18 protein-coding genes are annotated in these 18,230 nt (G+C 57.7%); 6 read left to right on the plus strand and 12 right to left on the minus strand.

The genetic code is table 11. The features are described 5' to 3' along the window. Positions 1 to 58 precede the first annotated feature (58 nt). Positions 59 to 1,228, plus strand: a complete 1,170-nt coding sequence (locus YERSI8AC_RS01595) for an MFS transporter (protein WP_159175960.1) — start codon at positions 59 to 61, stop codon at positions 1,226 to 1,228. A 30-nt stretch (positions 1,229 to 1,258) separates the two neighbouring features. On the opposite strand, the gene YERSI8AC_RS01600 is transcribed toward YERSI8AC_RS01595, so the two are convergent. After that, positions 1,259 to 2,134, minus strand: coding sequence for a LysR substrate-binding domain-containing protein (locus YERSI8AC_RS01600; RefSeq protein WP_159175961.1), 876 nt, complete (start codon positions 2,132 to 2,134; stop codon positions 1,259 to 1,261). A gap of 173 nt (positions 2,135 to 2,307) precedes the next feature. Between YERSI8AC_RS01600 and YERSI8AC_RS01605 the strand changes: the two genes are divergently transcribed. From YERSI8AC_RS01605 to YERSI8AC_RS01625, 5 genes are read left to right on the plus strand one after another with little or no spacing between them, the layout of a single operon-like run. Then, positions 2,308 to 3,231 carry an aminotransferase class IV gene (locus YERSI8AC_RS01605; protein WP_159175962.1) on the plus strand — a complete coding sequence of 308 codons (924 nt, stop codon included), beginning with the start codon at positions 2,308 to 2,310 and terminating at the stop codon, positions 3,229 to 3,231. Then, the gene (locus YERSI8AC_RS01610; RefSeq protein ID WP_159175963.1) at positions 3,224 to 4,180 is read left to right on the plus strand and encodes an alpha/beta hydrolase family protein; all 957 of its coding nucleotides are present in this window, start codon (positions 3,224 to 3,226) and stop codon (positions 4,178 to 4,180) included. Before YERSI8AC_RS01605 ends, YERSI8AC_RS01610 begins: the two co-directional genes overlap by 8 nt. Then, positions 4,170 to 4,754: an RBBP9/YdeN family alpha/beta hydrolase gene (locus tag YERSI8AC_RS01615; protein ID WP_159175964.1), complete on the plus strand. Its 585-nt coding sequence runs from the start codon at positions 4,170 to 4,172 to the stop codon at positions 4,752 to 4,754. The genes YERSI8AC_RS01610 and YERSI8AC_RS01615 overlap by 11 nt, the downstream gene beginning before the upstream one ends. Beyond that, positions 4,751 to 4,969, plus strand: a complete 219-nt coding sequence (locus YERSI8AC_RS01620; protein WP_039860014.1) for a hypothetical protein — start codon at positions 4,751 to 4,753, stop codon at positions 4,967 to 4,969. The genes YERSI8AC_RS01615 and YERSI8AC_RS01620 overlap by 4 nt, the downstream gene beginning before the upstream one ends. Then, the gene (locus YERSI8AC_RS01625) at positions 4,966 to 5,517 is read left to right on the plus strand and encodes a 2'-5' RNA ligase family protein (RefSeq protein ID WP_138801362.1); all 552 of its coding nucleotides are present in this window, start codon (positions 4,966 to 4,968) and stop codon (positions 5,515 to 5,517) included. Before YERSI8AC_RS01620 ends, YERSI8AC_RS01625 begins: the two co-directional genes overlap by 4 nt. A 132-nt stretch (positions 5,518 to 5,649) precedes the next feature. Here the strand turns inward: YERSI8AC_RS01625 and YERSI8AC_RS01630 are convergent, their stop codons facing one another. The 11 genes from YERSI8AC_RS01630 to dksA all read right to left on the minus strand — a co-directional run bounded on the left by YERSI8AC_RS01630 (position 5,650) and on the right by dksA (position 18,109). Beyond that, positions 5,650 to 6,828: an acetyl-CoA C-acetyltransferase gene (locus YERSI8AC_RS01630; RefSeq protein WP_022520696.1), complete on the minus strand. Its 1,179-nt coding sequence runs from the start codon at positions 6,826 to 6,828 to the stop codon at positions 5,650 to 5,652. Positions 6,829 to 7,048: 220 nt separating this feature from the next. After that, entirely contained in the window at positions 7,049 to 7,429 is a 381-nt protein-coding gene (gene panD / locus YERSI8AC_RS01635; protein ID WP_007111819.1) for an aspartate 1-decarboxylase, read from the minus strand. Positions 7,430 to 7,458: 29 nt separating this feature from the next. Beyond that, positions 7,459 to 8,331, minus strand: a complete 873-nt coding sequence (gene panC, locus YERSI8AC_RS01640) for a pantoate--beta-alanine ligase (protein WP_138801361.1) — start codon at positions 8,329 to 8,331, stop codon at positions 7,459 to 7,461. 72 nt (positions 8,332 to 8,403) lie between these two features. Beyond that, a complete protein-coding gene (panB, locus tag YERSI8AC_RS01645) occupies positions 8,404 to 9,195 on the minus strand; it encodes a 3-methyl-2-oxobutanoate hydroxymethyltransferase (protein WP_138801360.1) in 792 nt (263 codons plus the stop codon). Between the two features lie 158 nt (positions 9,196 to 9,353). Then, positions 9,354 to 9,848: a 2-amino-4-hydroxy-6-hydroxymethyldihydropteridine diphosphokinase gene (folK, locus tag YERSI8AC_RS01650; protein WP_138801359.1), complete on the minus strand. Its 495-nt coding sequence runs from the start codon at positions 9,846 to 9,848 to the stop codon at positions 9,354 to 9,356. Further along, complete coding sequence (gene pcnB, locus YERSI8AC_RS01655) at positions 9,848 to 11,230, minus strand: polynucleotide adenylyltransferase PcnB (protein WP_009287938.1); 1,383 nt, start codon at positions 11,228 to 11,230, stop codon at positions 9,848 to 9,850. Before pcnB ends, folK begins: the two co-directional genes overlap by 1 nt. Positions 11,231 to 12,158: 928 nt before the next feature. Beyond that, positions 12,159 to 13,553, minus strand: a complete 1,395-nt coding sequence (locus YERSI8AC_RS01660; protein ID WP_138801358.1) for a sigma-54-dependent transcriptional regulator — start codon at positions 13,551 to 13,553, stop codon at positions 12,159 to 12,161. Beyond that, complete coding sequence (locus YERSI8AC_RS01665) at positions 13,531 to 16,479, minus strand: ATP-binding protein (RefSeq protein ID WP_159177885.1); 2,949 nt, start codon at positions 16,477 to 16,479, stop codon at positions 13,531 to 13,533. The genes YERSI8AC_RS01660 and YERSI8AC_RS01665 overlap by 23 nt, the downstream gene beginning before the upstream one ends. A gap of 1 nt (position 16,480) precedes the next feature. Beyond that, a complete protein-coding gene (locus YERSI8AC_RS01670) occupies positions 16,481 to 16,657 on the minus strand; it encodes a hypothetical protein (protein ID WP_007111811.1) in 177 nt (58 codons plus the stop codon). A 1-nt stretch (position 16,658) separates the two neighbouring features. Continuing rightward, on the minus strand, positions 16,659 to 17,570 hold the full coding sequence (gene gluQRS / locus YERSI8AC_RS01675) for a tRNA glutamyl-Q(34) synthetase GluQRS (RefSeq protein WP_159175965.1): 912 nt from the start codon (positions 17,568 to 17,570) through the stop codon (positions 16,659 to 16,661). Between the two features lie 101 nt (positions 17,571 to 17,671). Then, a complete protein-coding gene (gene dksA, locus YERSI8AC_RS01680; protein ID WP_007111809.1) occupies positions 17,672 to 18,109 on the minus strand; it encodes an RNA polymerase-binding protein DksA in 438 nt (145 codons plus the stop codon). Positions 18,110 to 18,230: the final 121 nt, after the last annotated feature.

Raw genomic sequence — 18,230 nt, forward strand, 5'->3', positions numbered from 1 at the left:
TGTTTTGTGGTTAGGTATCGCTTGGTTCGCCGGGATTTAGACAGTCAGGGAGCAGCAGATGGAGCAGCAACAAGCGCCGCGTTGGTGGGCGGTGGTGGCCGTGATGATCGGCATTTTTTTACTGGTGACCGCAGAGCAACTGCCGATTGGGTTGCTTTCTCAAGTGGCATCGAGCATGGGCGTTACCCCTGGCATGGCAGGCTTAATGGTCACCGTGCCCGGCGTGGTCGCTGCCTTTTCAGCTCCTTTGTTGCCGGTAGCGGTGGGGCGCTTGGACAGGCGCATTATGCTCACGGCATTGATGGCCGTAATGGTGGCCGGGAGTGTGCTATCGGCATTGGCCAGCAGCTTTATCCTGTTGCTTGCCGCCCGCGTGCTTGTGGGGCTTAGTATTGGTGGCTTTTGGGCGGTGGCGGGCAGCATTGCCCCACGCCTAGTGCCAGAGGCTCAGGTGCCAAAAGCGATGACGATGATTTTTGGTGGTGTCGCGGCGGCCTCGGTGCTGGGTGTGCCACTGGGCACGCTGCTGGGGGATCTAAGCAACTGGCGGGTCGCCTTTGGGGCGCTGGGAGGGCTAAGCCTGTTAACGGCAGCTGCGCTGTGGTTTTGGCTACCGCCGCTACCACCGCGAGAACCTGTGCGTTTGCGGGTATTGGCGCAGCAGTTTAGCAATCGCGGTGTGCGAGTCGCGGTGTTAACCACCGCCTTTGTAGTGGTTGGCCACTTTGCCGCCTACACCTTTATTAGCCCCATCCTGCAAGAGATCAGCGGTATTTCCCAGCGCCATGTGAGCAGTCTGCTGCTGCTTTACGGGGCGGCGGGCATTGTGGGTAATATCGCGGCGGGCATGTTCGCCGGGCGGCATCCCTACCGCGCGGTGCTGGCGATTCCCAGCCTGCTGCTCATCGTAGTGGCTGTCTTCCCTCTGCTGGGGGTTCAACCGAGTAGCGGCGTCATGCTACTCATGGTGTGGGGCGCGGTGTTTGGCAGCGTATCAGTCAGCATTCAAACTTGGATTATACGCACAGCACCCAACACCGAAGCCGCCACAGCGTTGATGGCGTTTACCTTCAATATGTCGATTGGTTTGGGTGCCATGTTGGGTGGGCGTATCGTCGATGGCACTAGCCTTCCCATTGCCATGTGGGCCGCATCCGGATTATTCCTGTTGGGGGCGCTGTTGGTCTGGCGAACACCGTCACGCATCGTGGGGGAGAAGCGTCGTTAAGTAAGCGATAAATAATGCGCAAGTATCTGGCTATGTTGGCTGCTCGCGCAGCCAACTACGCAAATTATCCAAACGGCGATCCTCGCGCAGTGCATCTGGGTAGACTAACCAGAAACCAACGTCTGCGTTGACTGGATGTTCGAATACCGACGTTAGCCGCCCCAATCGCACGGCGCTATCGGCCAGCTCGCAGACCACTATCGATACACCCACCCCATCGGCGGCGGCCTGCAGGGTTAATCCGCCGGAATCCACCTGCGTGACCACAGCGGGTTTGAAGGGGCCGTCGGGAAGGCTCTCCATCCAGCGTTGCCATGTCAGGCAGTGGCGGGAGACAAACAGATTGGCCTGGCTGACACGGTCAAGGCGATCGCGATGGGAGCCGGTAGCAAAGCCTGGACGGGCATAAAGGTCGATGGTTGCTTCAAAGAGGAGATCGGCCTGTAATTCCGGCCAATGCCCGTTGCCGTACCAGATGCCCACATCGGCCACCCCCGCGGCAAGGTCTACCTCATCCTGCGTAGTGGATATCTCAAGCGAGAATCCACGCCGCTCGAAGGGATACAGGCTTAACCGTGGCGACAGCCAGTTGGTTGCAAAAGTAGGCAACATGTTGAGACGTAGCGGCCCGTCACGGCGCTTTTGGCGAAGTGAGTCAACCCCCTTGGCAATCTGCGTAAAGCCTTGTTGCAGGTAAGGTGTTAGCTTGTGTCCCGCGTCGGTAAGCTCAAGACGCGTTCCTGTTCGGCGCAGAAGCACGACGCCAAACAACTCCTCCAGTATGCGCAGTTGGTGACTGACTGCCGAAGGAGTGACCGAAAGCTCCATGGCCGCTTCCTTGATTGAAAGATGCCGCGCCGTCGCCTCAAAAGCGCGTAGAGCATTTAATGGCACGGGAATCCGCATAATCGCTACCCCCACCCTCGAAGGTTGATAAACAGATCATACAAGAAGCCGCGCTGACCACGCTGTAAAAATCGCTGAGCAAAACTCAGCCCAGTTTGAGATTTACTCACTCGTTTTTAAAACATACAGAGGACAGACTGACGATATCGATAATCTGCTACTGGGTGGGTGCCATGCTAAACGCTCTTGATGACCGAGATGGGTTGATCTGGCTCGATGGTGAGCTGCTTCCTTGGCGTGAGGCGCGCCTGCACGTGCTTAGTCATGCGTTACACATGGGGGGAGCGGTATTCGAAGGCATGCGTGCCTACGGGCGGCGTGTTTTTCTGGGTGACGCGCATTTGGAGCGTTTAGAGCGTTCCGCCGCACTACTGGACTATCGGCTGCCCTGGTCGCACCGCGAGCTCAGCCAAGCGATTGACGCGGTGCTATGGGCCAATCAGCTAACCGATGCGTATATCCGCCCTATCGCCTGGCGTGGCGCGGATAGTGTGTCTATCGCGGCGCCTCAAGCACGTGTCCATGTGGCGATTGCCGCTTGGGATTGGCCTACGGCGGCGTCCCAGGGGCGGGCAGAGGTAGGTATTCGGCTGCAGTTGGCCAACTGGCGACGCCCGCCCCCTAATACGGCGCCTACTGCCTCTAAGTGTTCTGGACTGTATATGATCGGCACGCTAGCCCGCCATGCGGCCTTGGCAGTAGGCTGTGATGATGCGTTACTGCTCGATAGCGACGGCTTAGTCGCTGAAACGACAGCCACTAATCTGCTTTTGGTCAGTGATGGCGTACTGGTAACCCCACTGCCGACCTGTTTTCTTGATGGCATCACCAAGCGCCATGTGTTGGGTTTGGCACGTCAGAGAGGCCTGCCGGTAGAGGAGCGAGCGGTTACACTCGAGGAACTGCGTGCTGCAACCGAAGTGTTGACTGCCGGCACCTCGGTCGAGCTTCAGCCGGTGGTGGCATTGGTGGAAGATAAGGTGAAGACCGAATGGCCCGTGGGCCCTGTCACCCAGCAACTGATTGCGGACTTTCATGCTACGGTTACTGGGGCTAAGAACGGTATAGCTGCAAGGCGACAGAACATTGATGCCTGAGCCCGTCTATATCAGCGCGGCGGATAGTTATGCGCTGCGCGGGTGGGTATGGCGCCGACCTTGTGTTTCGTCGTCTCACCCTGGCCCTGTGGTGATCATTAACACCGCCACCTCGGTGCGCTGCCGCTATTACATGCCCTTTGCTGATTATTTGTATCAGCAAGGGTGGGACGTAGTGACCTACGACTACCGGGGAATCGGCGATTCGCGCCACCATTCGCTGCGCAAACTCAAGGCCGACTGGATCGACTGGGGGCAGCATGATTTTGAAGGCGTTCTACGCTACGTCGCCAGACGTTTTCCTGGTCAGCCTATCGATGTGGTGGGTCACTCTGCGGGCGGTTTCGTGATTGGCCTTGCCCAGTCCGCCCATCGCGTGCGTCGCATCTTCACCATGGGCGCACAGTATGCCTACTGGCGGGACTACGCACCCGAGGCTCGGCGATCTATGTTCTTGCGTTGGCATCTAGCGATGCCACTGTTGGCACTTTTTGTCGGCTACGTACCCGCCAAGCGTCTGGGGTGGATGGAAGATACACCCAAAGGCGTAGCACTGGATTGGGCGCGAATGGGGCCGCGCTTTGAGCACAACGTGCGGCGTAAACGTGAAACACCTGAGGGCGAGCCCGAAGCTGAGATGCTGGTGCGGGGCTTCACGCGTGTGCAGGCACCGATTTTGGCGCTGGGCATCGATGATGACCCTTTCGGCACTCGTCCCGCGCTTGATCGCCTTCTAGAGTATTACAGTAGTAGCGAACGCTATCACCTGCGGCTAGCGCCAACTGCGGTGGGCCAGCCAAGCATCGGTCATTTCGCTTTTTTCCATAAGCGCTTTCGCGACGTGCTCTGGCCACTTGCCATGGAGTGGCTGCGCACCGGTAATCCGCCCACGACTTTTCCTGGCGAGCTGCGCTATCGACCGCGTAAGGAGACCTGCAATGACAACTAACAAGCCAGCGACCCAGCTGCTATTTCTGCCCGGTCTCGGCAATTCTGATGCCGACCACTGGCAGTCACTATGGGGGCTAAAGCGGCCTAATAGCCTCCGTTTTCAGCCTGGCTCCTGGGATGAGCCGAATCTCAACGATTGGCTGCAGGCATTGGATACCGCCATTGATGAAGCTGAGGCACCGGTGTTGCTCGTTGCTCACAGTCTTGCGTGCCTGCTGGTGGCGCACTGGGTACAGGAGGTCACTATTAGCGATAAGAAGAGCAGCGATGAGAGATCTCATCGAGTGGCGCAGGTAAGCGGCGCGTTGCTGGTGGCAGTACCTGACCCTGGCGCAAAGGCTTTCCCACCCGAAGCGAGCGATTTCCGCAACGCTCCTGCTCGGCCTCTGCCATTTCCAGCGCTGGTTGTAGCCAGCCGTGACGACCCCTACGCGACGACGGACTATGCCCGGCAGCAGGCTGCGACATGGCAAGCCGACTTTGTTGACGTGGGCGCCTGCGGGCATATCAACGCCGCAAGTCAGTTGGGGGAGTGGCCTCAGGGGTGGGCGTTGTTGGAGGCATTAGCATGAGTTTTCATACGATGACAGCACGCGATGCACTGACTGCGCTCTGGTCACTGGGTGGTTTGCCGGCGGAGGCTTTGGACAAGATCACGTTGACCGGCCATGATCCCGTTTTCCCATCGTCGTTTGCCGTTGGCGCCACCGCGGCGCTTGCTGCCTGCGAGCGGGGTATTCACGCTAACAGCCCTGCGGGCTGGCCTAACTGGACGATGTGCACATGACCCGAGTGGCACCGCAAGCGGCCTTGATCGTTCCTGTTCGCGAAGCCGAACCCGTGGTTGACGAGCTTCGTCAGCGCTATGACGCCACAGCGGCTATAGGCGTGCCCGCGCACATAACACTACTTTATCCCTTTGTATCACCTAACGAGATTGTCGAGAAAGATCTTCGCAAGCTTAAAGCGATTGCTAAACAAGCCACTGCTTTTGAGTTTTGGCTATCGGGTGTGGGCCGATTCACGGACACGGTGTATCTTCAGCCAAGCCCTAGCGCTCCTTTTATCTCGCTGATTAAAGCATTCGTCGATGCCTTCCCAGACTACCCACCCTACGGTGGTCTCCATACGGGCAGCATACCTCACCTCACCGTCGCCAGAGAGAGTGAGCCAGAGGCGCTTGAGCGAATAGAAGATGAGGTGCGTTTGTTGATGGCGAAGCAGAGAGCGATTCAGTGTTACTGCAACAATTTTGCGTTGATCGTGAATACTGAGGGGAGATGGGCGACTCAACAACGATTTTCTCTTGTCGCGTCAGAGACCAATGACGACTAGTGCCATTTAGCCCGGTAATGATGATGTTAGTAGAACAAGATAAAGAAATTTGTGTATCCCGAACGGAAAAAGCCCTCGTCAATTGACGAGGGCTTATATTAGCTCTTAGCTAAGCGAGCGAAGGGTAGGTTTTTAAGGCCGCTCGATAGCCAAGGCTACGCCCTGACCGCCGCCGATGCACAGCGTCGCGAGGCCTTTCTTGGCGTCGCGGGCGATCATTTCGTGGAGCAGCGTGACCAGTACGCGGCAGCCGGAGGCACCAATGGGGTGGCCTAGAGCGATCGCGCCGCCGTTGACGTTCACTTTAGACGTATCCCAGCCGAGCTCTTTGTTGACGGATAGCGCCTGGGCGGCAAACGCTTCGTTGGCTTCGACCAAGTCCAGATCATCCAGGCTCCAGCCGGCTTTTTCCAGGCAGCGGCGAGTGGCCGGTGCGGGGCCGATACCCATAATGGCAGGGTCAACGCCTGCGTTGGAGTAAGCCGCTATGCGTGCCAGTGGCTCTAGCCCCAACTGCTTAGCTTTTTCGGCGGAGCAGAGCATAACCACCGCCGCGCCGTCGTTGAGCGCCGAGGCGTTACCGGCGGTAACGGTGCCGTCTTTCTTAAACGCAGGGCGCATGCCGCCAAGCTTCTCCGCGGTAACTTCCCGTGGGTTCTCGTCGGTATCAAACACCACCGGGTCGCCTTTGCGCTGGGGAATTTCCACCGGCACGATCTGGCCTTTGAACTTACCTTCTTTGATGGCGGCAGCGGCTTTCTGCTGTGACGCTGCGGCGAACTCATCCATCGCTTCGCGGGTGATACCGTACTTCTCGGCTAAATTCTCGGCGGTAATACCCATATGGTAGTTGTTGAACGCATCCCACAGGCCGTCGTGTACCATGGAATCAATTGCCTTCCAATCGCCCATGCGCTGACCGTTGCGGGAGTTGGGCAGTACGTGGGGCGAGGCAGACATATTCTCCTGACCGCCGGCCAGAATCAGTTCGGCATCGCCGCAGCGAATGGCCTGCGTAGCGAGATGCAGTGCCTTAAGGCCTGAGCCACACACTTTGTTGATGGTCATGGCCGGTACCGAGTCCGGTAGGCCGCCTTTAATAGCCGCTTGGCGCGCCGGGTTTTGACCAACGCCCGCGGTGAGCACCTGGCCCAGCAGTACTTCGTCAACCTGATCGGGAGAAACGCCGGTTGAGGCAAGGATATCCTTGATCACCAAAGCGCCTAGGTCGCTCGCTGGAATACCTGCGAGGGAGCCGCCGAAAGCGCCCACAGCGGTGCGGCGTGCCGCAACAATGACTACTTCTTGCATAAGATGACTCCTGGAGTAATTAACAGACAGTCTGATACCAGATGCCCGATAGGCGTGCTCTGTCAGCCGTACTCTTTTATTCGTACTCTGTCAGCCGTCTCTTCAGCATAGGGGAAGGTGGTGCGTTGCGGCAATAAACCTTTATGGGCAAATAAAAACGGGCCAACATGTGGCCCGTCAGAAGAAAGCATTAGAGGCGCTAAGATTAGGCCAGTTGTGATCAGGCCAACTGTACCGGGATAATATTGCTGGTGTGGCTGACGTGGTTGCCTTCCTGGAGATACACCAAAGCAGGCTGGTGGTTTTCCAGTTCGGCTTCGGAGTAGTGGGCATAGCTGCAGATAATGATCCGGTGGCCAGGGGCGGCGAGGTGGGCCGCAGCGCCGTTGATCGAAATGAGCTTGGAGCCTTCCTCACCGCGAATAGCGTAAGTGGTGAAGCGTTCGCCATTCTCGACGTTGTAAATCTGGATCTGCTCATTTTCACGAATACCCGCCATATCCAGCAGGTCGCCATCGATGGCGCAAGAGCCTTCGTAGTTGAGTACCGCGTGAGTGACGCGTGCCATGTGCAGCTTGGCTTTGAGCATGATGGTATGCATGTGAGTTCCTATTTTTACCCGTTGTTTGTTTATTCTCTGCCAGTAGTGGCAGCGCTGGCCGGGAGTTGAACAGTGAGGTTATCGATTAATCGCGCCGGGCCCAGCTTGGCGGCGGCCAGCAGTACCGCATGGCGGGTCGCTAGGTTAATGGGGCCTAGCGTGACATCGCGCAGTTCCAAATAGTCTAGCGTAAAGCCCGCATCATACAGCGCGGTGTTGCCCTGGTGTAGTACCTTTTCGATAGGTTCTCCGCGCTCTAGCGCATCGCGAAGCGTACACAGCGTGCGGTAAAGCGCAGGGGCGATTGCACGCTCCTCGCTACTTAAATAGCCATTGCGTGATGACAGTGCCAGGCCATCTTCTGCGCGCACGATGGGCACGCCGATAATCTCGATCGGCATGTGCAGGTCGTACACCAGCTTACGAATCACCGCCAGCTGTTGGTAATCCTTCTCCCCAAAGCAGGCGACGTCGGGCTGCACCAAATTAAACAGCATGCTAACCACGGTGGAGACACCGTCAAAATGGCCGGGTCGTGAGCCGCCACACAGACCCTCACCCACCACGGGCACATGCACGCGGGTCTGGGCGTCCAAGCCGTTGGGGTAGAGCGAGCTCACCGTCGGGGCGAACAGCACGTTGCAGCCGGCCTCGATAAGCTGCGCTTGATCGGCATCAAAGGTACGCGGGTAACCGTCTAAATCTTCGCCTGGGCCAAACTGCATCGGATTGACAAACAGGCTTGTGACCACGATATCGGCGTGCTGGCGCGCGCAGGCGACCAGCGCTAGGTGCCCGGCATGTAGGTTGCCCATGGTGGGTACCAGGGCAATACGCTGGCCGCGTTGGCGGTAATCTCGCAGCGTGCTGCGTAGCTGATCAATGTCTCGCAAAGTGCGCATAGTCGTTTCGCGTCAATAACAAAAAATGGTCGATAGTCGAGCTGTTTTAAAAACAGTTGTTAAAAACGGTTCTTAAAAACAATGCTCTTGAGCCGGGAAGGCGCGGGTTTTGACGGCTTCGTGGTAGTCCTGGAAAGCTGCTTGAATGCTATCAGCCTCAGCCATGAAGTTTTTTACAAAGCGCGGTGTGCGGCCATGGGTGATGCCGAGCACATCGTGCATTACCAGAATCTGACCATCGGTATCCGGCCCTGCGCCAATGCCAATCACCGGTACATCCAGCGCTTCGGTGACCGCTTTGCCCAGGCTGGCAGGGACGCACTCAAGCAGAATCACCGAGGCGCCCGCCTCGACAAGCACTTTTGCGTCATTAATGATGCGCTCAGCGTGAGCAGCGTCGCGCCCCTGCACTTTATAGCCACCTAGCTGATGCACGGTTTGTGGGGTTAAGCCCAGGTGGGCACATACCGGTACGCCGCGGCGGGTGAGTTCACGAATGCCATCGGCCATCCACGCTTCGCCTTCCAGTTTGACCAGCTCCGCCCCCGCGCGCATCACGGCACCGGCATCTTCCAGCAGGCGCTCGGTGGTAGCGTTGCTCATAAAAGGTAGATCCACCATCAACAGGCTATGGCCTTTACCACGCGCAGCGCAGCGGGTGTGGTAAACGATGTCTTCAATAGTGACGGGCAGAGTGCTGTTATGGCCCTGTAGCACCATGCCCAGCGAATCACCGACGAGCAGGACATCAATGCCTGCTTGGCTTGCCGCATGGGCAAAGGAGGCGTCGTAAGCGGTTAGGCAACTGAATGTCTCGCCAGCCTGCTTATAGGCCTGCAGCGTGCTTAGGGTGACGGTTTTCATGGCGTGCTCTCATGTTTTACGTGAGGCCGCTGCGACATAGGCAGCCGACCATTATTGATGCTGCATCCCTGCATACGCGAAGTGGCGTAACCGGCAATTGTTACCTGAATGGGGTGTCGGTGTCGAGATTTGTGTCAAATGGTAGCGTTAGCCGCACATTAGGCGTTAGATAAGCGTTCCAAGCCTTGGTTCTCAACACGTTCAAGCCAGGTGGATAGCGGCTGTTGGAGAAGGTCTAGAGAGGGGGCGATCTCTGCGAGGGGGAGCAGTACAAAGGCCCGGGCAGTCATTTGCGGGTGCGGTACGCGTAAACGCGGCGAGTTGATGTGCTCATTGGCGTAGAGCAGCAGGTCAAGATCGAGCGTGCGGGGCCCCCAGTGGCGCTGGCGGCGGCGGCGATGCTGCTGCTCTAACGCCTGAAGCTGGTCGAGTAGCGCCAGCGGCGAGAGCCGTGTCTCCAGCGCGGCCACCGCGTTGATAAAGTCCGGCTGATCCTGCGGCCCCACCGGGCGGCTGGCGTAAAGCGATGATGCTGCCACTAATCGACTTAGCGGTAGCATTGCCAGCTCGTTGAGGGCCTCGCGAACCTGCTCGATAGGCGACTCTAGATTGCTACCCAAGCCAATATAGGCGAGCTGGGGAGGAGTTCCCACTACTCTGGCGCGCTCGGCTTACGGCGCCGTTTGCGGCGACGATCGCCCTGGCTGGCGGGGTCGCCGCCAACTTTTTGCAGCAGGCGACGCTGTTCGTGCTCATCGCCGCGCTGAAACGCCGTCCACCATTCGCCTAAACCACTGGGTATCTCGCCCGCCTGTTCGCGCAGCAGCAGCAGGTCATAGCCCGCTCTGAAACGCGAATGTTCGCGGGTTTGAAAGGCCTTTTTACCGCGCCGCTGGGGTAGGCGCTGCTGTAATTCCCAAATTTCCCGCATCGGGATGCCAAAGCGCTTGGGAATCGATGTGAACTCTAACTGACGGGAGACCACCTGCTGAGCGGCTGCTTGAAGCGCCGGAATGGGCGGCATGCCCTCTTGCTCCAGCGCTTCCTGGCGATGCTTGACCGGGGCCCATAAAAACGCTGCCAGCAGGAAGGCCGGGGTGACGGGGCGCTCTTCGGCAATACGTTTATCGGTGTTGGTCAGCGCCTGCTCAATCAGCTCTTCGGCCCAGGCGGCATCGGCCATGGCTTCTTCGGCCTCGGGGAACAGCATGCCGAACAGGCCGTAGTGGCTGAGTAGCCGGAAGGTGACCAAACCGTGGCCCGACATAAACAGCTTGAGGACTTCATCGAATAGCCGTGCTGGTGGAATCTGCAGCAGCAGCGGTGCCTGATCGTACATCGGTGCTTCGGTGGCGGGGTCTAGCGTGAAGTCGAGCTTAGCCGCAAAGCGCACCGCCCGCAGCATCCGTACCGGGTCTTCGCGGTAGCGTGTCGCCGGGTCGCCAATCAGGCGCAGGGTGCGGGTCTTAATATCCTCGGCACCATTGGCAAAATCAGTGATGCTGAAGTCGGCGATATTGTAGTAGAGCGCATTAACGGTAAAGTCGCGGCGCAGCGCGTCTTCTTCGATATTGCCCCATACATTGTCGCGCAGCAGTAACCCTTCATCGGACTGGTGGGCAATGTGGTCGCCATGCTCGTCTTGGGGTTTGCCACGGAAGGTGGTGACCTCAATGACCTCGCGGCCAAAGCGCACATGGACAATCCGAAAACGGCGGCCGATCAGGCGCGAGTTACGAAATAGATCGCGAACCTGCTCTGGAGTGGCGTTGGTGGCGACATCAAAATCTTTGGGCATCTTGCCCAGCAGCGCATCACGAATGCAACCGCCCACCAAATAGGCGTCGAAACCCGCGCCGCTAAGGCGATAAAGCACTTTTAACGCGGCATCGCTAATATGCTGGCGAGAAACAGGGTGCTCTGACCGAGGGATGTTGCGCGGAGTGAGGGCGCTGGTGGTGCTCTCTTGGGGATCAAGCAAGGTTTTCAATTGCTCCCCCGGGCTGTGTAGGAAACGGGTAAATCCTTTAAACATGCGACGATTTCAACTCGCAGGTACGAAAAAATGGTCGTAAAAATAGTCGTTAGAAAACACTTCAAACGAGTACTGAACATAAACCACGAGTGGCTGAGTGTAGCCGACCCTTCATGGCTTGCAAAGAGCGGCTTGCAAAGTAGCGGCTTGCAAAGCACTTGACGCTGGCGGGGGCTAACACAGGTTTTAAACCCAGGCTCCAAACACGGAAAGGGGAGGCTAAAAGAGCCTCCCCTATCAAGCAATTAATCAGCGTCCGTGCTGCTATTTTTCTTCATGATGGCACATCGCCCTGAATACGCACCGCAGTCGGTAGGCGTAAGGATCACGATGGTTCCGACCGCCTCGTATTCAAAACAATAATCCAACCGCGAACTTTTCTCCCCCCGGGGTATTATTATTGGCGCCGGGGTGTACACACTGACAGCTATTGTTGTTGTTAGGATGCCAAGTCACATTGTACGTCGCGTCCTTTCGGGCCACTTGCTAACTTTTGTTGTTGTTCGCTGCGCCTGTGTTGCCTGCGCAAGCAAGTAATGAGATTCAAGCCTGTTGTTCTTGTTAGTACCGTTATCTCTACCTGGCCCTGTTGTTTTTGTTGTGGCTCAGGTTGTGGCGAGGTCATGTTGTTTTTGTTGGTGACCTGGCGCTATGCCCAGTTTGTTTTTCTTACCCAGTAATACTGCAGACCCTGTGCCACCTATTTAATAAATTATAAATTTCAGAAGGTTGGAGTTTTTTAAGTCGCTGCGGAACTTTACGGCGCGAGAAGTGTTACCCCTTTCGCGCCCGTTTGTGCGCGGCGTTGTGTGGGAAGGTAACAGTACCTGGGTAGCGAAAGGCAGAATATTTCTTATTTAAATCAGTATATTAGACGATGGTCGTAGGGGTGGTGTGGAGGCGCGAGTGGATAGCAATGCCCAGGTGCTTAACCTGGGCGCCGGGCGGTTTTTTTGCGCGGTATGCCAAGCCGCTGGCGTCGTTCCCAAAGGTTTTTACGGCTAATGCCCAGTTTTTGTGCCAATTCGGTTTCACTCATTTGGTCTTGGTGTTCGAGGACAAAGTGCTGAAAATAATCTTCTAAAGAGAGATCATCTTCATTCTCTTCAGCACTTTTATCACCGCCACCACTGGCAGCAGGTGTGCTGGACGCGCCAGAGGACGGATGGGGGCGTGGGGTGGTCGGCGCTAGGCCCAGGTCATCCGGGTGGATCAGATGCCCTTCGGCAAGAATCACCCCGCGCTCAAGGGCATTTTCCAGCTCGCGAACGTTACCCGGCCAAGGGTAGTCGCGCAGATCCTGGCGGGCTGCGCGGGACAAACGCAGGCCCGTGCGTTCGTGGCGCTTACACGCCTTGTCGAGCAGAATGTCGGCGATCTCAAGCACGTCGTCCTCGCGCTCGCGTAGCGGCGGCAGTTCGATCTGCATCACGTTCAGCCGGTAGTAAAGATCAAGGCGGAATTCGCCGGTTTTTGACAGTGCTCGCAGGTCACGATGGGTGGCCGCAATCAGGCGGACATTGACGTGGCGGGTTTCCACCGAGCCAATTTTACGAATTTCACCCTCTTGAAGAACGCGCAGCAGACGCGCCTGGGCATCCAGCGGTAGTTCACCAATCTCATCCAAAAATAGCGTACCGCCATCAGCGGCTTCGACTAACCCGGTGCGCGCAGCGCTGGCGCCGGTAAAAGCGCCTTTCTCATGGCCAAACAGCTCTGACTCGATCAGCGTTTCAGGAATCGCCGCGCAGTTGACGCAGATCAACGGTGCCTTGGCGCGCTTGCTCTGCTGGTGAATGGCGCGTGCCACCAGCTCCTTGCCGGTACCTGACTCGCCAAGAATCAATACGGTGACATCGGCCGGGGCGGTTTTACTAATACGGGTGTAGACCTGCTGCATGGCAACGCAGTTGCCGATCATGGTTTGCCGGCTGCCGCCTGCATCGGTGATATCCGGGGGCGGACTCTGCTGCATCGACTGCTTGTGCAGGATCCGCTCAACGGTCTCCAATAGCTCCGCGTGGTCAAAGGGCTTGGCAACGTAGTCCACGGCCCCCTGTTTGAGCGCTTCCACCGCAGAGCGCATGCTGGCGTAGCTGGTCATGATCAATACCGGCACGGGGGCTGCGGCGGTGATCAGCGAGGTGCCCGGTTCGCCCGGCAGACGCAGGTCGCTGATGATGAGGTCGAACCCTGCGAGCTCAAGCTGGCTGGCCTCCTCAGCGCTGCCTGCTTCGCTGACCGTATAGTCGTGGCGTTCCAGAAGGCGCTTTAGCGCGCTGCGAATAATCGCTTCATCTTCAACAATCAGAATCCTGGGCATGGGTTGGCTGATCATCCTGTTGGTAAAGCGGCAGCCATAACGTAATGGCCGTGCCGCGAGGCTGTCCGGGGGGTGGCGAAGCCACGTCTATTTTACCCTGGTGCTCATTGATAATCTGGTAGGCCAATGAAAGGCCCAGACCGGTGCCCTCGCCAGCGGGTTTGGTGGTGGTAAAGGGCTCGAATAGGTGCTCGCGAACTCGCGGATCGATGCCCTGACCGTTATCGGTTATCCGCCACCAGGCAAGCTGCTCGTGGCGCCCTGCGGTCATGTGAACTTCTCCCCCCTTGCCGCAGGCATCCCGGGCATTGCTCAGCAGGTTGACCATCACTTGCGTTAATCGCTGGGCATCGCCGCGCACCACCACGTCGTCAGGCGTTTCATTGGTTAAGGTAACATCCTCTCCCGAGCGGGCGAGGTGGATCAAGTGCAGTGCATCTTCGCTAATGGATGCAAGTGCCACAGGTGAGGCAGGGAGCGGTACCGATTGGCGTCCCCCATGGGCAAAACCAACCAGTGAGTTAACGATTTTGGTGACCCGCTGGGTTAGCTGCTGGATTTGGTCGGCGGTCTCCAGCAGGGCGGGGTCGTTGGTGTCGTAGCGAAGGTTTTGCGCCAGCGACGAGATGCCGGTAATCGGGTTGCCAATTTCGTGGGCGACCCCAGCGGCTAACTGGCCGATGGAGGCAAGGCGTGCTGCATGCACCAACTCATCTTCTAACCACTTCATTTCGGTATGGTCTTCAATCAGAATAACGCTGCCGCCACGGCTGTCACTACCGCTGAGAATCGCTTTGTGCAGGGTCAAAAAATAGTCTTTACCGTGCAGCGTGACCGCCTGTTTGTAGAGCGGTGTTGACGTGGTTTCCAGCACGCCACCGAGTAGGCCGGGCCAGGGGGCAGGTAGGCTGTCGCGGCGTGAACCGATCACGCTTTCACCGCTAATACCCGAGAGTTGAGAGAGCGCCTGATTCCACATTAGTAGTTCATCGTCATCGCCTAGCACGCACAGCCCCACAGGCAGATAGGCCAGGGTTTGGCGGTGGTGGCGGCGCAAGCCGTCGAGTTCCCGGGCTAGCCCCGTTAACCGCGAACGGTAGGCTTCCAGGCGACTTTCAACAAAGTGAATATCGTCGGTTTCAGGGGTGTCGTCGTGGCGGTAGGGTAGATAGCGATCAACAATATCCCGTGCCACCGATGGGCCCATTAGGCCCGAGAGATTGGCCTGAATACGGTCACGCAAGCGACGCAGCGCGTAGGGACGGCGCTCCTGAGGCGTTAAGTTGAGTGCTTGCAATGCCCGATTCACTTCACGGCTAGCCGCCTCATCGCCGAGGGCATGGGCTAAGTGAGTCGAAAAATCGCTCGCCATGGCGGCTTCCAGTGGAAAGCGCTTGGAGCGGATAACGGCATCGACGGAGCACGCTTCCGCGGCGGACTGCTCACCTTCAGAAATACGCGTAAACAGCGATATCACAATCAACAACAGGATATTGACCGCTAACGAGAGCAGCGTGACGTTGTACCAAACCGGCGCACCAGCGTCGGTAAGTGGGGTAAAGGGCAGCGTCGGTACGGGTAGCGAGAGCATGAGCGGCAGCCATAGCCCCCATAGCCATACGCCGACGCCTGCGATGAGGCCAATAATCATGCCTTTACGGTTAGCGCCCGGCCAGTAGAGCAGCGCCAGCATGCCAGGCAGGCACTGGGCCATCCCCACAAATGCGGCTAATCCCAAACCGATAAGCCCATGATGGCGACCTACCCACTGGTAAAACACCCAGCCGCTGATAATCACAGCGACCACTAGCCCACGGCGCAGCCACAGCAGCCAGCCGTAAAGATCACTGCGCGCTTCCGGGGGCCTCGCTACCAGTACAATATGATTAAGCACCATGCCGGAAAGCGCCAGCGCAATCATAATCATGGTGCCGCTGGCGGCGGCTAGCCCGCCGATAAACGCCAGTGCCCCTACCCACCAGTGTTCGGTCATTAGGTAGGCGGCATAGGCGGCGATGGGTATGTCGGGATTGACCGACTGCGCAGCCCACCAAATCAACGGTACGGGTAGCGCCATTAATAGCAGGAAAAGCGGCAGCGCCCAGCTCGCTTGTAGCAGGGTATGCCGGGATAGACTTTCTGAAAAACTGATATGAAACAGATGCGGCATCATAAACGCCGCCGCAAAAAACAGCAGCAGGAGGGTTCGCCACTGGGCCGGGTCAAGTTTGGGTGTCTGTTGTTGGAGGAGAGCGCCAGGGCCCTCCAGCCACAGCTGCAGGTCGCCTGGGCCGTCAAACACCATCCATAGTGCCACCACGCCGAGCCCCAGCATGGCCAGCAGTTTAACAATGGATTCAAACGCAATGGCGCTAAGCAGAGTGTCGTGGCGGCCGTGAGACTGGCTGTGGCGGGCACCGAAAATAACCGCAAAGGCGGCAATTACGGCGCAAAAAAGTAGCGCAACGCTACCTCCCGCTTGGCTGGCGGTGATGATATTGATGGCTTCGCCCAGGGTTTGGACTTGAATGCCGAGCAGTGGCAGCACCGCCAGTAGACTGACGATGGTGACCAGCGTACCCGCCCAACGAGAGCGAAAGCGAAAGGCAAACAGATCCGCCAATGACGTTAGTTGATAGGTGCGGGTGATGCGCTGGATGGGCACCAGTAGCACAGGGGCGAGCAAGAAGGCGCCCGCTGCGCCTAGGTAGTAGGCGAGGAAGCCAAACCCCGCGTGGGCAGCCATTTCCACGCTGCCGTAAATCGCCCAGGCGCTGGCATAAACACCCAGGGCAAGGGTGTAAACAATCGGGTGGCGGGTAATACGCACCGGCACCCAGCCGCGCTCTACCGCAAAACCGCAGCCAAACAGCAGTGCCAGGTAACCCAGCCCAAGCAGTAGGACGCCGACTATCTCAACGTGCATCTCAACGTTCATCAAGCTTTCTCTTCTGCTCCAGCCAGAGAGTTAACGCAATCAATCCGCCCCAAATCGCAAACGGTCGGTACCAGGCGGCCTCAGGGTCGCTCCAGCCATTCATCAGCAGCGGAGAGAGCAGGTAGCCGCCAAACACCAAAAACAGCATGATGCGATAGACATACATATCAATCTCCTACTGGAGGTGAAGAGGGATTTAAACGGTGTGCCGTTGGGTTTAAACGTGCCAACGACCAGTTCGCTACCGCCCAGTGTAGCTGAGTCGCGGAGGGCTCTGAGGCCAGTTCTTGTGGCGGCGCTTGATCAAGCGCTTCCAGCGCCTGAAAGAGCTGCTGGCGCACTTTCTGCTCGTCTTCTGCCAGGGCCGGGGCCAGGTTTTGCTTGGAGAGCTTTTGCCCTTCAGCGGTCACAATGAGTGGCAGATGCAGGTAACGCGGCTGCGGTAGCTGAAGTGCGCTCTGCAATTGGCGCTGCCAAGGGGTGTTATCGAGCAAATCGAGCCCGCGTACCACATCGGTAATCTGCTGCTCGGCGTCATCCACTACCACGGCGAGCTGATACGCCCATAGGTCATCTTTGCGCTTTAATACCACATCGCCTAGTTCAGCCGGGTCAAACTGCTGCTCGCCGAACAGCCGGTCTTGCCAGCGGATAGGGCGTTCGCCACGGTCGCTGCGCAGCCGCCAGGCCACCGGTTTATTCGCATCGCAAACGCCATCGCGGCACCAGCCGGGGTAGATATCAAACGCCTGCCACTGCTTGCGCGAACAGCTGCAGGGATAGGCCAAGCCGAGTTGGACAAGCTGGTCAAGCGTCTGTTGGTAAGCATCGCCGCGAGTGTGCTGCCACATTACCGCTTCGTCCCACTCCAGCCCGAAGGTTTCCAGCTGGCGAAGAATAGTGCTCGCCGCACCTTCAGGGCAGCGCGGTGGGTCGATATCTTCAATGCGCACCAGCCACTGCCCATCGGCCGCGCGGGCATCTAAATAGCTGCCTAAGGCGGCGACCAAAGAGCCAAAGTGCAGCGGGCCAGAGGGCGTAGGGGCAAAGCGCCCCCGGTAGCGAGCAAAATCAATCATGGTAGCGTCATTGTTGAGAGGGGCTGGTTATTTACAAAAAGCCATTCACAAAAACGGGCACCCTAAGGTGCCCGCGTTCGAGTAGCACGGTCTTTTAGTGCTCAGCCGCCTAGCTGTTTCTCTTTGAGTTCCGCCAGGGTTTTGCAATCCACACAAAGGGTGGCGGTGGGGCGAGCTTCTAAACGACGAATGCCGATTTCAACGCCGCAGGCTTCGCAGAAGCCATAATCATCATCATCGATGTTATCTAGCGTCTCGTTAATTTTCTTGAGCAGCTTACGCTCGCGATCCCGGGTACGCAGTTCCAGGCTAAAGCCCTCTTCCTGGGTAGCACGGTCGGCGGGGTCGGCGTAGTTGTTCGCATCTTCCTGCAGGTGGCGTACGGTACGATCCACCTCTTCCATGAGATCCTGTTTCCAATCCAGCAGCAGCTGACGGAAGTGCGCTAGCTGCTGCTCGTTCATATACTCTTCACCCGGCGCTGGCTCATACGGTGTGAAGGACTTGGACGCTTCCGGTTTCTTTTCTGCTACTGGCATGGGACTGCCCCTTACATATGTGACTACTGATCGACCATGAGCGATTGTCACGATCTCACGCCAAAGGGATGCTTGTTTAGCTGAAAAATGACTGGGTTGCAAGCATAATGGTGAGCTTTCG

It is taken from the genome of Halomonas sp. 113, assembly GCF_904067645.1.
Taxonomy (GTDB): domain Bacteria; phylum Pseudomonadota; class Gammaproteobacteria; order Pseudomonadales; family Halomonadaceae; genus Vreelandella; species Vreelandella titanicae.

Excerpts from the sequence above, each read along its gene's own strand:
- pcnB (WP_009287938.1), bottom strand. The coding sequence starts at position 11,230 with ATGTTTAAAGGATTTACCCGTTTCCTACACAGCCCGGGGGAGCAATTG.
- YERSI8AC_RS01605 (WP_159175962.1), top strand. The coding sequence starts at position 2,308 with ATGCTAAACGCTCTTGATGACCGAGATGGGTTGATCTGGCTCGATGGT.
- YERSI8AC_RS01630 (WP_022520696.1), bottom strand. The coding sequence starts at position 6,828 with ATGCAAGAAGTAGTCATTGTTGCGGCACGCCGCACCGCTGTGGGCGCT.
- gluQRS (WP_159175965.1), bottom strand. The coding sequence starts at position 17,570 with ATGATTGATTTTGCTCGCTACCGGGGGCGCTTTGCCCCTACGCCCTCT.
- YERSI8AC_RS01665 (WP_159177885.1), bottom strand. The coding sequence starts at position 16,479 with ATGCACGTTGAGATAGTCGGCGTCCTACTGCTTGGGCTGGGTTACCTG.
- YERSI8AC_RS01670 (WP_007111811.1), bottom strand. The coding sequence starts at position 16,657 with ATGTATGTCTATCGCATCATGCTGTTTTTGGTGTTTGGCGGCTACCTG.
- dksA (WP_007111809.1), bottom strand. The coding sequence starts at position 18,109 with ATGCCAGTAGCAGAAAAGAAACCGGAAGCGTCCAAGTCCTTCACACCG.
- YERSI8AC_RS01660 (WP_138801358.1), bottom strand. The coding sequence starts at position 13,553 with ATGCCCAGGATTCTGATTGTTGAAGATGAAGCGATTATTCGCAGCGCG.
- panC (WP_138801361.1), bottom strand. The coding sequence starts at position 8,331 with ATGCGCACTTTGCGAGACATTGATCAGCTACGCAGCACGCTGCGAGAT.
- YERSI8AC_RS01595 (WP_159175960.1), top strand. The coding sequence starts at position 59 with ATGGAGCAGCAACAAGCGCCGCGTTGGTGGGCGGTGGTGGCCGTGATG.
- YERSI8AC_RS01620 (WP_039860014.1), top strand. The coding sequence starts at position 4,751 with ATGAGTTTTCATACGATGACAGCACGCGATGCACTGACTGCGCTCTGG.
- YERSI8AC_RS01615 (WP_159175964.1), top strand. The coding sequence starts at position 4,170 with ATGACAACTAACAAGCCAGCGACCCAGCTGCTATTTCTGCCCGGTCTC.
- panD (WP_007111819.1), bottom strand. The coding sequence starts at position 7,429 with ATGCATACCATCATGCTCAAAGCCAAGCTGCACATGGCACGCGTCACT.
- YERSI8AC_RS01610 (WP_159175963.1), top strand. The coding sequence starts at position 3,224 with ATGCCTGAGCCCGTCTATATCAGCGCGGCGGATAGTTATGCGCTGCGC.
- panB (WP_138801360.1), bottom strand. The coding sequence starts at position 9,195 with ATGAAAACCGTCACCCTAAGCACGCTGCAGGCCTATAAGCAGGCTGGC.
- YERSI8AC_RS01600 (WP_159175961.1), bottom strand. The coding sequence starts at position 2,134 with ATGCGGATTCCCGTGCCATTAAATGCTCTACGCGCTTTTGAGGCGACG.
- YERSI8AC_RS01625 (WP_138801362.1), top strand. The coding sequence starts at position 4,966 with ATGACCCGAGTGGCACCGCAAGCGGCCTTGATCGTTCCTGTTCGCGAA.